Annotated in this window: 15 protein-coding genes; 4 read left to right on the forward strand and 11 right to left on the reverse strand. The window is 62.2% G+C overall.

What is annotated here, in order from left to right; genetic code table 11:
• Positions 1 to 6 precede the first annotated feature (6 nt).
• The 11 genes from J7392_RS10575 to J7392_RS10625 form a co-directional block, all read right to left on the reverse strand.
• Entirely contained in the window at positions 7 to 840 is an 834-nt protein-coding gene (locus J7392_RS10575) for a DUF1217 domain-containing protein (RefSeq protein WP_209217504.1), read from the reverse strand.
• Complete coding sequence (locus J7392_RS10580) at positions 837 to 1,262, reverse strand: flagellar biosynthesis repressor FlbT (protein ID WP_209217505.1); 426 nt, start codon at positions 1,260 to 1,262, stop codon at positions 837 to 839. Before J7392_RS10580 ends, J7392_RS10575 begins: the two co-directional genes overlap by 4 nt.
• A 1-nt stretch (position 1,263) precedes the next feature.
• Positions 1,264 to 1,668 (reverse strand): flagellar biosynthesis regulator FlaF, encoded by a 405-nt coding sequence (flaF, locus tag J7392_RS10585; protein ID WP_209217506.1) that lies wholly within the window; start codon positions 1,666 to 1,668, stop codon positions 1,264 to 1,266.
• Between the two features lie 105 nt (positions 1,669 to 1,773).
• Positions 1,774 to 2,841, reverse strand: coding sequence for a flagellin (locus J7392_RS10590; protein ID WP_209217507.1), 1,068 nt, complete (start codon positions 2,839 to 2,841; stop codon positions 1,774 to 1,776).
• Positions 2,842 to 2,948: 107 nt separating this feature from the next.
• A complete protein-coding gene (locus J7392_RS10595; RefSeq protein ID WP_209217508.1) occupies positions 2,949 to 3,326 on the reverse strand; it encodes a hypothetical protein in 378 nt (125 codons plus the stop codon).
• Positions 3,323 to 3,625: a rod-binding protein gene (locus J7392_RS10600; RefSeq protein ID WP_209217509.1), complete on the reverse strand. Its 303-nt coding sequence runs from the start codon at positions 3,623 to 3,625 to the stop codon at positions 3,323 to 3,325. The genes J7392_RS10595 and J7392_RS10600 overlap by 4 nt, the downstream gene beginning before the upstream one ends.
• Before the next feature lie 9 nt (positions 3,626 to 3,634).
• The gene (locus J7392_RS10605; protein WP_168612836.1) at positions 3,635 to 4,735 is read right to left on the reverse strand and encodes a flagellar basal body P-ring protein FlgI; all 1,101 of its coding nucleotides are present in this window, start codon (positions 4,733 to 4,735) and stop codon (positions 3,635 to 3,637) included.
• A gap of 15 nt (positions 4,736 to 4,750) precedes the next feature.
• On the reverse strand, positions 4,751 to 5,812 hold the full coding sequence (locus J7392_RS10610; protein WP_209217510.1) for a flagellin: 1,062 nt from the start codon (positions 5,810 to 5,812) through the stop codon (positions 4,751 to 4,753).
• Positions 5,813 to 5,819: 7 nt separating this feature from the next.
• On the reverse strand, positions 5,820 to 7,235 hold the full coding sequence (gene flgK, locus J7392_RS10615; RefSeq protein ID WP_209217511.1) for a flagellar hook-associated protein FlgK: 1,416 nt from the start codon (positions 7,233 to 7,235) through the stop codon (positions 5,820 to 5,822).
• Positions 7,236 to 7,247: 12 nt separating this feature from the next.
• Entirely contained in the window at positions 7,248 to 8,516 is a 1,269-nt protein-coding gene (locus J7392_RS10620) for a flagellar hook protein FlgE (RefSeq protein ID WP_209217512.1), read from the reverse strand.
• A 98-nt stretch (positions 8,517 to 8,614) separates the two neighbouring features.
• Positions 8,615 to 10,375, reverse strand: a complete 1,761-nt coding sequence (locus tag J7392_RS10625; RefSeq protein ID WP_209217513.1) for a hypothetical protein — start codon at positions 10,373 to 10,375, stop codon at positions 8,615 to 8,617.
• Between the two features lie 98 nt (positions 10,376 to 10,473).
• Here J7392_RS10625 and flgF point away from each other — a divergent pair, with 98 nt between their 5' ends.
• Genes flgF through J7392_RS10645 form a run of 4 tightly spaced genes read left to right on the forward strand, consistent with a single transcriptional unit; the run spans position 10,474 to position 13,462 of the window.
• Complete coding sequence (gene flgF, locus J7392_RS10630) at positions 10,474 to 11,217, forward strand: flagellar basal-body rod protein FlgF (protein WP_209217514.1); 744 nt, start codon at positions 10,474 to 10,476, stop codon at positions 11,215 to 11,217.
• Between the two features lie 33 nt (positions 11,218 to 11,250).
• Entirely contained in the window at positions 11,251 to 12,036 is a 786-nt protein-coding gene (gene flgG / locus J7392_RS10635) for a flagellar basal-body rod protein FlgG (RefSeq protein ID WP_067262392.1), read from the forward strand.
• Positions 12,036 to 12,695 (forward strand): flagellar basal body P-ring formation chaperone FlgA, encoded by a 660-nt coding sequence (gene flgA / locus J7392_RS10640; protein WP_209217515.1) that lies wholly within the window; start codon positions 12,036 to 12,038, stop codon positions 12,693 to 12,695. Before flgG ends, flgA begins: the two co-directional genes overlap by 1 nt.
• The gene (locus J7392_RS10645; RefSeq protein WP_209217516.1) at positions 12,692 to 13,462 is read left to right on the forward strand and encodes a flagellar basal body L-ring protein FlgH; all 771 of its coding nucleotides are present in this window, start codon (positions 12,692 to 12,694) and stop codon (positions 13,460 to 13,462) included. The genes flgA and J7392_RS10645 overlap by 4 nt, the downstream gene beginning before the upstream one ends.
• Positions 13,463 to 13,542 lie beyond the last annotated feature (80 nt).

A 13,542-nucleotide genomic window follows, 5' to 3' on the forward strand; every position in this document is an offset into this window, starting at 1 on the left:
AGGGGGTCAGCGGTAGACGCTTGACGCGCTATAGCCGCCGGTGATCGTGGGGATGTCAATGGTCGCGGCTGTAAAGCTGCCGCCCTGCCCGATCGAGACAGCCCCCTGCATCAGCGAAAGCACCGTGCTCGACGACGAAGAGACACCTTCGACCGCATCGTAAATCGCCGAGAACCGCGAGACGAGCTTGTCGACCTCCGCCGGGTCTTGCAGCTTTTCGATGTCGAACTTTTGCTCGAAAAGCGCGATCTGACGGTCGAGATCGACTTGGATCGCCTCATCCGGCACACCAAGCGCACGGCGCATGAATGTGCCGAGGTCTTCGTCCTTCAGCACGTCGAGCCATGAGTCAATCTCAGCGGCTTTGGATTTGAACTCCAACGCAATCCGCGCGCCTTCGTTGTCCTCTCCGGCCTCGTTCAGCACGAAACGTTCCTTGAAGCGGTCGATCATCTCGGCCTGCCAATCGACCTTATCAAGGTTCGCGCTGCTCCCCCCTCCGGGCGTGAAGCCCAAAGTCAGATACATCTCGCGAATTTTGGGGTCGCTGAGGCGGTTCACCAGTGCGGAACTGTCGGTGATATCGCTCTCTAACGTCTTGCGGATCATTGCCTTGCCAAAGATCTGATCTTCAAGGTCGAAGGCCCGCATGACGAAAGTATAGACTTCCGTATCGGCAATCAGTTCCTGTGGGGAAGAGATGCTGCCGATACGCTCTTCAAAGGCTTCGATCTGCCGGGCGTTCAGGGCATTGCTGGCGGCAAGGTCGAGCTGTTTGTCGCGCGTTGCGTCAAACAGTTTGACCGCCACCTGCGTGCCCATGCCGCCCAGCGAAATCATGCGTGCGCGGCCTCATGGTTTGCCGCGGGCGGCACCGGGCGCAGCTGCATGAGCTCGGTCTCGTATTTGAGCACCGCGCGCAGCTCGCTCATCGCTTTGTAAAAATCAGCCATCGAGACAAAGTTCGCCGCTTCCATGATCCGGGCGCGCATGTCTGCGCCAAAGCAGCAGGCCAGATCGGCCAAACCCTGTTGGATCATCGGCAGGATTTGGTCGCGGGTGTCGGGACGGATCAGCGCGGTCTGCACCAAGAAGTAGACCTTGGAGACCGGCGTGGATTCCGCGTCTGGCTTCAGCAGATCGGATTCGCGCACGATGTCGGCGCGGTTCTCGACCGTCAGCGCCTGACGGCGGTCGCCGTTGCGGATGACACAGCCGTTTACAACAACGCGTTCGCGGGGGCGGAGGGTGAGTTTCAGCATCTTACACCTCCTGCATCTGCGGTGCGGCCTGCCCGGCCAGACCGGCGGCGATGTTGCCGTTGATTTCGACAAGACCCGCCAGGCGGCCTTCGCCAGCCATCAGCGCGGTGCTATGACGGTCCACCCAAAGCGCAATGGAAATGAGCGAGGCTTTCAGCCCGTCAGGCATCTTGTTTTCCGGCTCAGCAAGGTCATAGCGCAGGGCCGACCAGAACCGTTGATTTTCGTAGATCGCGTCGCGCAGACCGGAGGCGAGGATGTTCAACCGCTCACTTTTATCCTCGGTCGCATCAAAGCCTTGGCCCTTTTCGGCAAGGTCATGTGTGACGCGGCTCAGGATGCGGCGCTCGATCTGCCGCGGGGTTTCGCTTTCGCGAATTGTTCGTTTGTATGCTGCCAGCCCCATAGGAATTCTTCCTTGTTTTTATATATTGCTGCCTGCCAACCGCAAATTCTGAGGCGGTTGGACCGGGGCCAAAGCGCTAGGCTCTGGCCCCGAAAACCCTATTCCTTAACGGAACAGGCTCAGGATGTTCTGCGGCGCCTGGTTGGCGATCGACAGGGACTGCGATGCCAACTGCTGCTGAACCTGAAGTGCCTGAAGACGGGCGGCTTCTTCTTCCATGTTGGCGTCAACCATGGCGCCAACGCCAGTGTCGAGGTTGTCGGAGAGCTTGGTCAGGAATTCTTGCTGAGTTTCGATAGACTTTTCAGCGATACCAAGGCTGGTCGAAGCATCGATCGCGGAACTTGCGAGCGAGTCTGCGGCTGCCAGCGCACCAGTAAGAAACGCTTCACCGTCCGCAGTTACGGTATCGTTAGCCGAATCGTACGCACTAACATCGGTAGACAGTGCGTCGCTGTTACTAGAGTCCTTGTAGGTAAATTCTGCGGAAGCGTTCGTCTTAAAATCGTTCGCGATTGCTTCGAATTTGCTCATCATGTCATACAGGTCAACCGAATTGACATCAATACTGGTGGTACCAAATGTCCCACCAGTCCGCGTAATACCTGTGGTTACTGATCGCGTCTCGGTCGCCACTGTGTTAGTTGTTACGGCAGTGTCGGCTACCGCAGGATCTTCATATTGAAGCTCACCTGTCCCAGCGTTGATTGCCACTACAGCATCAGTCTGCGTCCCGGACTTATCGAACTGTTTCGCGGTGCCGGTTGCATTGACTAGATCATCGCCCGCAAAGGTAGACTGAGTGATCGTCGTTTTCATTGTTGCGACGAGTGCTTTCAGATCGGTCTCGATCTCCGCAAGTCCTGTTGTATTGTTCTTAGCAGTCAAAACTTTCTCGGCAAACTGCGCCGCAAGATCTTTAAACGCGTCTGCGCCGACCCGAGCAGTAGCGATAGAGTTTTTCGTGAGGGTCAAACCTTCATTGACCGCTTTGGTCATACCACTGTCGCCCTTCATCCCTTCCGAAATCGCGAAGTAGGATGCATTGTCTTTGGCAGAGCTAACCTTAAGCCCGGTCGAGATACGGTCCTGAGTTTGATTCAGGTTGGAATTGACGCTCCGCAGAGTCGACAGAGCGTTCATTGCGGATGTGTTTGTGTTGATCGAAGACATATTCTTATTCCAGACTATTCTAGTTCGTTATGTCGTCTTTCTGACAACTGCGGGGCGAACCCGCTTGATTACGTTTTTACGCGAAAAACTGGCAACATTGAGGCAATTCAGAAACTTTTGTCCACGGTTGTCATCAGTGTTGCGCGGTTGTCACGTTTCGCACCGCTTCGGCCGTAAATGCCTGCAATGCTGTGCTTTTCCCGGATTTGGGAAACCTGTGAGATCATCTCTGACGTGGCTTGGCGGGCCAATTGCAGGTGGTGATGATCGCGCGCGATCAGATCTTTTAGATCGCGCAATTTATCTTTGCTGACCGCCTCGGGATCGTGGCTGAGTTGCTCTTCCAGCACGGCGGTGAGTCGGGCTTTTTCGCTGGCGAATTCGACCAGTTGATTGAACGCCCCGCCCTCGACCGCGGCGATTTCGCGGCGCAGCAGGTTGCCCAATGCGTCAACGGCGGCGAGTGCTTTGCGCGGATCGCTCATCGGTCGGCCCCCGTTTGATAGCGCTGCATGGCAGTTTCAATTGTGCGGGCGATTCCGGTGCTGTTCTGCTCGGCGATGCTTTCGCCAATCGCGTTGGACAGAAAGCTGCGCCAAGTCTCTTCGGCATGCCCCCCGCCGAAGCTGCCGATGTCCACGGTCGAAAGCATTTCATCGACCATTTGCCCGAGGAACATCGCCTCGAACTCCTGCGCCTTTTCGGCGGTGACGGCATCGGCCTGCGGTGCTGCCGGTTTGGCCGCCGGGGTCGCCGAAGGGATTGGGATAGATGCGAATTCCATGACCTGCCCCTAGATGATCTCAAGGTCGGCATGGAGAGCGCCCGCCGCCTTGATGGCTTGAAGGATTGAAATCGTCTCGGTCGCGCCGACGCCGATGGCGTTCAGCCCGTCGACGAGCCGTTGCAGGCTGACCGACCCGTCGATGACGGCGAATTTCGCGTCTTTCTCTTCCACGCCGACCGAAGAGTTCGGGACCACCACGGTGGTCCCGCCTATGGACAGCGATTCGGGCTGGCTCACGTTGAAATCATCGCGGACGGTGACGGTCAGCCCGCCTTGGCTGACCGCGACGCGGTCGATGCGAACATTGGCCCCGATGACGATGGTGCCCGAACGCGCGTCGATCACCACTTTGGCGACCTGATCGGGCTGAACTTGCAGCGGCTCAATCAGGGCCATCGTCTCCATCAACGATCCTTTGCCGTAGGCCGATACGGTGATGGTGCGCGAATCGATGGCCTTGGCGACCGGGCCCATGGCTTGGTTGATCGCCGCTTCGACCCGCTGTGCAGTGACGAAATCGGCGTTGCGCAGGGCCAGTTTGATGCTGTTCATCTCGCTAAAGTCGAAATCGACCTCACGCTCGACGATGGCGCCATTGTCGATCCGCGCGCCTGTCGGCACGCCTTCGACGATGGAGGCGTTCAGCCCCTGTGCGGCGAAACCGGCGACGGCAATCGGGCCTTGGGCCACGGCGTAGATCTCACCATCGGCCGCGGTCAGCGGGGTGACGATCAGCGTGCCGCCGCGCAGCGATGACGCATCGCCCAAGGAGGAGACCACTACGTCGATGGTGCTACCGGCCCGCGCGAAGGGCGGCAGGGAGGCGGTGACCATGACGGCGGCGGTATTGGCCGTGCGCATCTGGTCTTCGGTCAGGTTGCCGATGCCGAGCCGCTCCAACATGCCTTCGATGGCGCGTTCGGTGAAAGGCGCGTTGCGCAGGCTGTCGCCCGTGCCGTTCAGCCCCACGACCAGCCCGTAGCCGACCAACTGGTTCGACCGCACACCCTCGACGGTGACGATATCCTTGATCCGCACCTGTGCAGCCGCCGGCGCGGCAAGCGCGAAGGTGAGGCCGATCAGCAGGAGTTTAAACAGGGCGTTCATGGGCGGCGGTTCCGGTTAGAGGTAGTTCAGGAAGGACAGGCGCGAGAGCCGCGCGGTGATGGCAAAGCTGGAGTCGAGTTGGTTCTGCAATTGGGTCAGACGGGTGGCCGCGTCATATTGGTCGACCCCTTCGAGGCTCATCACCTCCCCATCCAGAAACAGCGCCCGGCTTTCTTGAGCCGCGATCGTATCAGCGAGCTGCGCGCGTTTCAGGCCGGTCTGGGTTTCCAGATCGGTCAGCCCTTCAAGCCCCGCGCCGATGGCGCTGCGGGCCTCGGTTAGCCATGCATCGCGGGCGGCCTCATCGGGGATGTCGCTGGGGTTCACCGCGCTCAGCATCGCCAGCCCACGGACCAGATCGCGGATTGCCGAATCATTGGCTTGGGCGGTCTGGGTCAGGGTTTGCGTCTCAGACGTGCGCGAGGTCAGCGGCGGATTGCCCGACGGCGCGCCGTTGTAAAAAGTGTTCTCGAAATTGTGGTTGAAGAACACCGAACTATCGCCAAAGCCCGCCTTAAGGTCATCGATGGCGCGCTGCACATCCGCCACATCGGTCAGAGGGCCGCCGATCATGTGATCCACCGCGATGGCCGGGGATTCGCCGGTGCGCGGGTTGACCTCGTCCCAAGCTTGCAGCGGGTTGGTGTCGCTGCGGGTGCCCGACATCAGGAAGCCCGAACTGTCGCTGACCGCCGCACGTTCCAACACCCGGTCAAGCGCCGTCCGCGCCGCCTGCGACAGGTAGGTCGTCGAAAGCCCGCCCGCGCTGTCGGCGGTGAAGGCTTGCTCAAGCACCTCCTGGCCCACGTCGCGCATGGCCCCAAGCGATGTTTCCACGGCGAGGAAACGGCGGTCCAAAAGCGCATTGGAGGTCAGGAAACCATCGTTGCGAGTGATCTGCATCCGTATGGCAATAGCATCGGCAGAGCGGTGGCCCAGATCGTCATAGGGGTTGGCCTTCAGCCCCGTTGTCACCTCTTTCGACACGTCCGAGATCTCGGCGGCGAGGCGGCTGGTCTGTTCGCGCTGGCGCAGGCTTTGCAAAGCGGTGGAGACGGTGCGGGAAATCTCGGTCATCCTATCCTCACACGCTGGCCAAAAGGGTGTCGAGCATATCGCTCAGGCTGGTAAGCACCTGCGAATTCGCGCCATAGGCCTGTTCGATTTCCAGAAGCTTTTGCAATTCGGTATCGACGTTCACGCCCTCGATGCTGCTGCGGTTGTCCTCGAAGGTGATGAGCCGCACGCGCGCCGTCTCGGCCTGCCCATCCGCCCCGACCCGCAGCACATTTTGCTGACTGACCAGATCGGCGGCGTAATCCCCCAATCGCGCGTTGGAGCTGAGACCGGTGGCCGCGTCAAAAGCCATGCCCGTCTCAAGCACGTCGACAAAGGCGTTCAACTGCGTGGTGTCGCCCGGCTCGCCGGGGAATGTGGCACCGGCACCGTCGCGCAGCCGCCAAAGCGCACCGCCCTTGTCGGGCTGGACGCTGTCATTGAGTGCAAGCCGCCCGGCCAGCCCGTCCAACTGCGCCGGATCGAAAGCGCCACCCGCATCGGTGAAAAGCCCCGGCTGCCCGACCCCGACGGAGGCATCTGCGGTCTCGAAACTCTGCACCAGCCCGCGGGCGAGTTCATCCAATTGCAGCTTCATCTGCGGCAGGTCATTGGCGATCAGCCCGCTCAGCCCCGCAAGGCGGCCACTGTCGGACCCGCGTGCGGTGGCACTGTTTGGCGTGATGTCGATGTCCCCTGCCATCAGCCGCCCCGTCTCGGGGTTGGCGTTCAGCCGCACGGCGGTTTCACCATAGACCAGTTCCGTGCCGCCGGTGGTGTGCAGCGTCAGCGTTCCATCCGCTTCCCAGCGGCTTTGGAAATCCATCTGACTGCCCAAAGCATCAAGGCGGCGGTTCATCTCATCCATCAGCCCGCTGGTGCCGGTGGGATCGGTCCCGGCAAGGGCCAGACGTTCATTCAACGCGGCGATATCCGAGAGCGCCGCGTTCACCTCAGCCACGCTCGCCACAAGGCTGTCACCGGCCTGGGCGCGGCTGGCCTCAAGCCCGATGGCGGCCTCGTTGATGCTGTGCACCAAGGTCTCGCTGCGCGACAAAAGATCGTTCTGCGCGGCGGGGTCGGAGGGGTTGTTGGCCAAAAGGTCGAGCCCTGCCTGAAACTCTGCCAGACGGGCGGCAGGGGAGACTTCATCGCCCGGCTCACCCAGAGTGATCAGATAGCTGCCGAGTATCTCACTGGTGGCAGAGGCGCGGCCCAATTCAGCCGAAGCATTCCGCGACATGCCTGCAAGGCGTTCATCCACCTGCCGCGCGATGCGCAGCTCCACCGTGCCACTTTGTCCGTTGGTCGTGACCTGCGCGGCCTCGCGCCGGACGTAGCCTTCGGTTTGCGCATTGGCGATATTGCCCGCAACGAGGTTGGCGCGACCCTCTGTCGTGCTCAGCCCGCTGCGGGCAATGCTAAAGGCAGATGAGATGCTCATTCATGCACCTGGTTAGCGTTTGATGCTTAGCGTTTCACTCAGCATCTCATCGCTGGTGGTGATGATCTTGGCGCTGGAGGAATAGGCCCGCTGCGTCTGGATCAGGTCGGTCAGCTCTTCCGCGATATCCACGTTGGAGCCTTCGAGCGCCCCGCTGTTGATGCTGCCGAGACCGTTCAACATCGGGTTGCCGATGCTCACCGCGCCGGAATCCCGGGTCGCCACATAGGCGTTGCCGTCGACCGAGCGCATCTGGTCAGGGTTGGCGACATTGGCAAGCGGCACTTGGAACAGCGCGCGGCGCTGGCCATTGTCGAAGACGCCGTAAAGGATGCCGCTGTCGCTCATCTCGGCCCGCTCGAGGCTGCCGGTCTCGGTGCCGTCATCCGAAAAGGCCGGAGGCGTGTAGTCGCCCGAGAACTGGGTCATCCCCTCAAAGGTGCCGGGCGCGCCGAAGTCGATCTCAAGCGGTTGGGGGGTGCCGCCGTTGTTGATTTGCAGGGTCACCACGCCGGTCGCGGGATCAATCGGCAGGGTGCCGGGCGTGTAGCTCGCCGGGCTGCCGGCATTGACGCCGCTGTCGGTGAAATTCACCGTCGCATCGCCGTAGCTGTTGCCTGCCTCATCGCTGATGCTGACGGTCCATTCATTGGCCGTGGCCCCCGGCGTCCAAGACAGGTTCAGCGCATCGCTGCCGCCCAATTGGTTCACATAGCGCAGGGTGGATTCAAAGGCCGTGCCGGTGGTGCCAGCGCCGGTCTCCTGCGCGGGGACATTGCCCGAAACGCCAACGCGGGTGCTGGGCGTCCCCTGCACCTGATAGCTCGCCACATTGACGGTACTGAGGTCGCTGTAGCTGGTGCTGCTGACGCTGCCGGTGGCCCCGCTGGCGTCCGTGGGGAAGCCCGACAGGAAATAGCCCGCAGAGTTGCGCAGGTTGCCGTCCTGATCCGGGGTGAAGGAACCGGCCCGTGTCATGTAGTAGTTTGATTCAACAGGATCGTTCGGGTTGCGCGACACAACGAAGAAGCCGTCGCCCTGCACCGCCAAGTCGGTCGAGCGCCCCGTGCCCATGATATTGCCATTGGCCGAGATATCGGCGCGCACATCCGTCAGCACCCCCGCCTGCGTCGACCCGGTGTTCTGTGTCACGAATTCCGAGAAGGTCCGCCGGTAGCCCACGGTATTGGCATTGGCAATATTGCTAGAGATATTCTGGACGCGGGAGGAGTTGGCCTGCAACCCGCTGACCCCGATTTGAAGGGCGCTTGTAATGCTCATGACTTGATCCTGCTCGTTCTTGTTATTCTTGACTTATACATGAGAAAGCCGATTCTTCATGACTAAAGCAAGAATAAAATTTGTATTTGATATTTATGTCACTGACTTTCCTTGACGTCCGTGACCTTGGTCACGGCATCTAGGATACGGTTCGCGCTCTCCATGCTCAGCCGCATCACGTCCGATCCAAGCGGCCCTTCTTCGGCAGGGCGCGCGCCCAGCCCCGTGGCGATCTCGGCCCAGCCGGGCAGATCGGCCAGCGCGGGAAAGGCCGTGGCGGCCCTTGCGACCGTATCACTGTCGCCCGCCTGATAGGCGGCGAGGGTCAGGCGCGTGGCATCGGTGAAGGCGAACTGCTGGGGGTGCGCTTCCCACATCTCAAGATAGGCGTGGCGTGCAGCGCCCCATTTGCCGGTCTCGTAGAGGGCCACCGCGCGGCTGCGGCGCAGGCCCATGTCTTGGGCGCGCAGGCGCAGGGCGGCGAGCTCATCCGACCGGCCCGCCTGCGCCAAGGCCTCGACCAAAAGCGCTTCGGCCTCGGCGCCCTGATCGTCGGCATAGCCGCTGAGCAGGTCCACTGCCGCATCCGCCTGCCCACCTGCCAAAAGCGCGCGCGCCTCACCGCGCCGCAAGCGGGCCATAAGGGCCGCATCGGGGGCAGTCGCCCCGCCCCGCTCCAAAGTCTGGGCCATTTCGCGCAGGGCGCGATACTCCCGCGCGGCAAGGGCGGTCATCCCGGTATCCAGCAGGCGTTGCGGCACGGCCATAGCATGGCCGACAAAGCCCGGATCGAAACGCCAGCGGGCGCTGATACGGGTATGCCCTTCAAGGAAAGGCCCGAGGTCGATCTCCCCCGCCGCCCCCTCGGCATAGAAGGCACCGTAGATCGCCCGCGCCTGCATGCGCAGCGCCCGGGCCTCCTCTTCAGGGGCGGTGCGCAGCAAATTATGCAGCGCCCACAACGCGGTATCGGTGTCGTCCTGCTCTGCGGCGACCTCAGCCAAAAGCTGCGCGCCTTCGCGCCCGAGGGCATCCCCGCTCCACATCCAACGCGCGGTTTTCAATAGCGACAGCGCGTCTTGCCCCGGTAGGGTCTCGGTCTCGCGCCCCATCCGGACCAGCGCGAGCCGCGCCCGCTGCGCATAGGCATCGCGGCCCTGCGCGGCTTGGGCATAGCCATCGAAAGCCATCAAAAGATCGCCCGACACCTCTGAGGCGCGGGCCAGAAGGAAGCGATAGGCGGGGCCCTCGCGCAGCTCGGCATGGTCGGGGAATTGCGCGGCCAACGCCTGCGCCACCTCCCAATCCTCGGCCTCCAGCGCCGCTTCGAGCAGGTCGGGCAGGACGGCGGCTTGAATGGCTGGTGACAGGTCGGCGAGGCTTTCCAAGGTGCGCGGCATCAAGCGGGCCGTCTCCTCCACCGCGCCCAGCCGGGCAAAGGCCGCTGCGCGCAGGGCCTGCCCCTGCCCCCAGCCAACGGACCATGACACCGCCCGCCCCAGATCGCCACCCGCGCCCCCGTCGAGCAGGGCGAGCGCGAGGCTCAGGGTCCGGTGCCGCCGCGCGGCTTCGCCGGTGAGGGTTTCGGCGTCGAGCGCTTCCAGAAAGCCCGCCGCCTCGGGGCGCATCATCCAAGCAAGGTGCAATTCCGCCAGCCCCAGCAGCGCCTCGGCCCGCGCAGGATCCTCCGGCGCGGAGACCTCTGCCAGCTGCGTCATCAATCCTTCGCGCGCGGCGAGAAAGTCCTGCTCCCCCTGCTCGGCCAAGGTCAAAAGCGCAAAGACAGCACCCTCCTCCGCCGTCGCGGGCGGGGCCAGGAGCAAAGACAAGCCAAGGATAATGTTGTGCAGATGCTTCATTATATGAATAGATGCACTTTATTCTTGTAAAGATCCATTCTTTATTTCACACTGATCTTCATAATGTCACGCCATCCTTGCCCAAACTGAGGCCCGTTATGACGGAAACCAGCCATATCAGCATGTCGCTGGCGACTTCCCTCCAGCGCCAGCTCGACATCACCGCCAACAATATCGCCAACGCCAGCACCGCGGGCTACAAGGGCGAACACGTGGTGTTCGAGGCGCTGTTGCAGGACAACACCGCGCTTGGCGACGATCAGGCGGCTTTCGTCAGCGATACCGGCTCCTACATCGACACCCGCCCCGGCGCGCTGTCGCAAACCGGCAACCCGCTGGACGTGGCCCTGCACGGTGAGGGGTGGTTCAGCTATCAAACCGCCGACGGGCAACAGGCCTTTGGCCGCGACGGCAGCTTTGCGATCGACCCTGAGGGCAATCTGACGCTGCTGTCGGGGGCCAAAGTGCTCGACGCGGGCGGTGCGCCGATCCAACTGCCACCCGCAGGCCTGGGCGACATCAACATTTCTGAAGACGGCACGATTTCGGGCAGTGAGACCGGCCCGCTGGGCCGTATCGGCGTTTTTAATATCCCAGAAATCCAAAGCTACAAGCGCCTTGGCGGCGGCATGCTCGTGGCACCTGAGGGGGCCGCCAAACCGGGCGCGGCCGAAGCCGTGCAGGTGCGCCAAGGCACGCTGGAGCTTAGCAACGTGAACCCGGTGCGCGAGATGACGCGCCTGATCGACGTGCAGCGCGCTTATGAGCGCACCAATACCATGATGGGCAATGCGGACGATCTGCGCCGCGACTCGCTCAAACGGATCGCGCAGGCGGTCTGACCCCGACATCCGTGAACCGGAAGGAACGAGACAATGAAGGCACTTAGCATCGCCGCAACCGGCATGATGGCGCAGCAGACCAATGTCGATGTGATCTCGAACAACATCGCCAACGCGAATACCACCGGGTTTAAAGCCAGCCGCGCCGCCTTTCAGGATCTGATCTATCAATCCATGCAGCGCGAAGGCGCCGTCACCTCTGAGGCCGGATCGACCCGCCCCGTGGGCATCGATATCGGCATGGGCGTGCAGACTGCAGGCACCGTGCGGCTGAATACCCAAGGCGGCATGGTTGCCACCGAGAACCAGCTTAACGTCGCTATCGACGGGCGCGGGTATTTCTCTGTCACGCTGCCCGATGGCGGCACCGCCTATACCCGCGACGGGTCGTTCCAGCTTTCCCCCGAGGGGGAGATCGTCACCATGCAGGGCTACCGTGTCGAGCCGGGCATGGTCGTGCCCGAAAACACCACAGCGGTCGAAATCAACGAACAGGGCGTCGTCATGGCCTATGTCGAAAACGATCCCGTGCCGGTGGAGCTTGGCCAGTTCAACCTGACCACCTTCGTGAACGAGCCGGGGATGCGCCCCGTGGGCAACAACTTCCTGCTGGCGACCGAAGCCTCCGGCGAAGCGCAGGTGGTGAACCCCGGCGATCCGGGCGCGGGGATGATCCGTCAGGGCTATCTTGAGGCGTCCAACGTGAATGTCATCCAGCAGATCACCGATCTGATCTCGGCGCAGCGCGCCTATGAGATGAACTCCAAATCCATCGAGACCGCAGACCAGATGCTCTCGGCTGCGAACCAAATCCGCTAATGCGACGGCTCGCCGCCCTCTTCCTTGGCCTGATGGCGCTGACGGGCCCTGCCCTCTCGGCGCCCATCGGCGTATTGGTCGAGGAACGCGCGCGGGTGGACTACGCCGACAGCCTGCCGCAAGAGGGTGCCTTCGAGATCACGGTCAAGGACGCCCCCGCCGAAGAGGTGCTGACGCTGGCCGAGTTCTGGATGGACCCGCGCAGCGGCAAGTTTCTGGCCAATGCGGTGCTTGAGACGGGCGAGGTGCAGCGCATCGCGGGCTATGCCCTTGTTACCATGCCGGTCCCTGTGCCCATCACCCGCCTGCTGCCCGATGACATCATCATGGAAGACGACCTGACCGTCATGCGCCTGCCCGTGGGCCGGATCGGCGCCTATGTGATGACCGATTTGGAAGAGGTCGTTGGCAAACAAGTGCGCCGCGTGCTGACGCCGGGGCGGCCCATTCAGACGCAGTCCATCATTCAGCCGCTGGTCATCAACCGGGGCGAGCGGGTGGAGATCTATTTCAGCGATGGGCTTCTGGCCCTCTCCTCTCCGGGGCGCGCGCTTGATGACGCGCATGAGGGGCAGGAAATCCGTATCGTGAACCTTGTCAGCAACAAAACGGTCACCGGCATCGCCACCGGCGAAGGGACCGTGGAGATCATTCGATGACCACCGCTTTCGTGCGCCCCTCTGTCTTGATGCTCGGCGCCGCCCTTGCCCTGTCCGCCTGCGATACCGCCGATCATTTCGACCGCGATCCGCAGCCCTCCCCGATTGTGGTGGATGGCCAAGCCATCCCCGAGGTTGCCCGCGTGCAGGTGCCGATGCCCGCCGTCGCGATGGAGCCGCCCCGGCGCGGCAGCGCCAAAGCCTCACTCTTTACCGCGCGCAGCCAGCCGCTGTTTTCCGACCAGCGCGCCGATGACATCGGCGATATCGTCACGGTCGTGATCTCTATCGACGACCGCGCACAGCTGCGCAATTCGACGGACCGTGAGCGCGAGGGGGCAAGCTCGGTCGGATTCCCGACATTCTTTGGCTATGGCGCGAAAATTGCCGCAATTCTGCCCGGAATCAGCGCCGCCGATCTGCCGAGCGGCGATATCGTCGAGGTGGGATCGGCCTCTGAGGCCAGCGGGTCGGGCGCCATTTCGCGCAATGAACGGATCGAGCTGAAAGTCGCCGCTTTGGTGATCGACAATCTGCCAAACGGCACGCTCGTCGTCGCGGGACGCCAGGAAATATTGGTTAATCAGGAGCTGCGCGAGCTGCGCATGGCCGGGATCGTGCGCCCTGCCGACATCCGCGATGACAACACCATTTCTTACGACAAGATCGCCGAGGCCCGCATCGCCTATGGCGGCAGAGGCACGCTGTCGCGCGCGCAAGAGCGCAGCTACGGCGAAGACGCGATGGATGTGATCCTGCCCTATTAATTCCTGACTTGGTCACAAAGTGAGACCATTGCCGTCGCAATCGACCGTTAAACCTGACGAAAGCTCAGGAAAGGTCGAAC

The sequence above is a fragment of the Sulfitobacter sp. R18_1 genome, from assembly GCF_017743915.1.
Taxonomy (GTDB): domain Bacteria; phylum Pseudomonadota; class Alphaproteobacteria; order Rhodobacterales; family Rhodobacteraceae; genus Sulfitobacter; species Sulfitobacter faviae.

What these genes read in the sequence shown, in the direction of transcription:
- J7392_RS10575 (WP_209217504.1), bottom strand. Translation starts at nt 840, where the DNA reads ATGATTTCGCTGGGCGGCATGGGCACGCAGGTGGCGGTCAAACTGTTT.
- J7392_RS10580 (WP_209217505.1), bottom strand. Translation starts at nt 1,262, where the DNA reads ATGCTGAAACTCACCCTCCGCCCCCGCGAACGCGTTGTTGTAAACGGC.
- flaF (WP_209217506.1), bottom strand. Translation starts at nt 1,668, where the DNA reads ATGGGGCTGGCAGCATACAAACGAACAATTCGCGAAAGCGAAACCCCG.
- J7392_RS10590 (WP_209217507.1), bottom strand. Translation starts at nt 2,841, where the DNA reads ATGTCTTCGATCAACACAAACACATCCGCAATGAACGCTCTGTCGACT.
- J7392_RS10595 (WP_209217508.1), bottom strand. Translation starts at nt 3,326, where the DNA reads ATGAGCGATCCGCGCAAAGCACTCGCCGCCGTTGACGCATTGGGCAAC.
- J7392_RS10600 (WP_209217509.1), bottom strand. Translation starts at nt 3,625, where the DNA reads ATGGAATTCGCATCTATCCCAATCCCTTCGGCGACCCCGGCGGCCAAA.
- J7392_RS10605 (WP_168612836.1), bottom strand. Translation starts at nt 4,735, where the DNA reads ATGAACGCCCTGTTTAAACTCCTGCTGATCGGCCTCACCTTCGCGCTT.
- J7392_RS10610 (WP_209217510.1), bottom strand. Translation starts at nt 5,812, where the DNA reads ATGACCGAGATTTCCCGCACCGTCTCCACCGCTTTGCAAAGCCTGCGC.
- flgK (WP_209217511.1), bottom strand. Translation starts at nt 7,235, where the DNA reads ATGAGCATCTCATCTGCCTTTAGCATTGCCCGCAGCGGGCTGAGCACG.
- J7392_RS10620 (WP_209217512.1), bottom strand. Translation starts at nt 8,516, where the DNA reads ATGAGCATTACAAGCGCCCTTCAAATCGGGGTCAGCGGGTTGCAGGCC.
- J7392_RS10625 (WP_209217513.1), bottom strand. Translation starts at nt 10,375, where the DNA reads ATGAAGCATCTGCACAACATTATCCTTGGCTTGTCTTTGCTCCTGGCC.
- flgF (WP_209217514.1), top strand. Translation starts at nt 10,474, where the DNA reads ATGACGGAAACCAGCCATATCAGCATGTCGCTGGCGACTTCCCTCCAG.
- flgG (WP_067262392.1), top strand. Translation starts at nt 11,251, where the DNA reads ATGAAGGCACTTAGCATCGCCGCAACCGGCATGATGGCGCAGCAGACC.
- flgA (WP_209217515.1), top strand. Translation starts at nt 12,036, where the DNA reads ATGCGACGGCTCGCCGCCCTCTTCCTTGGCCTGATGGCGCTGACGGGC.
- J7392_RS10645 (WP_209217516.1), top strand. Translation starts at nt 12,692, where the DNA reads ATGACCACCGCTTTCGTGCGCCCCTCTGTCTTGATGCTCGGCGCCGCC.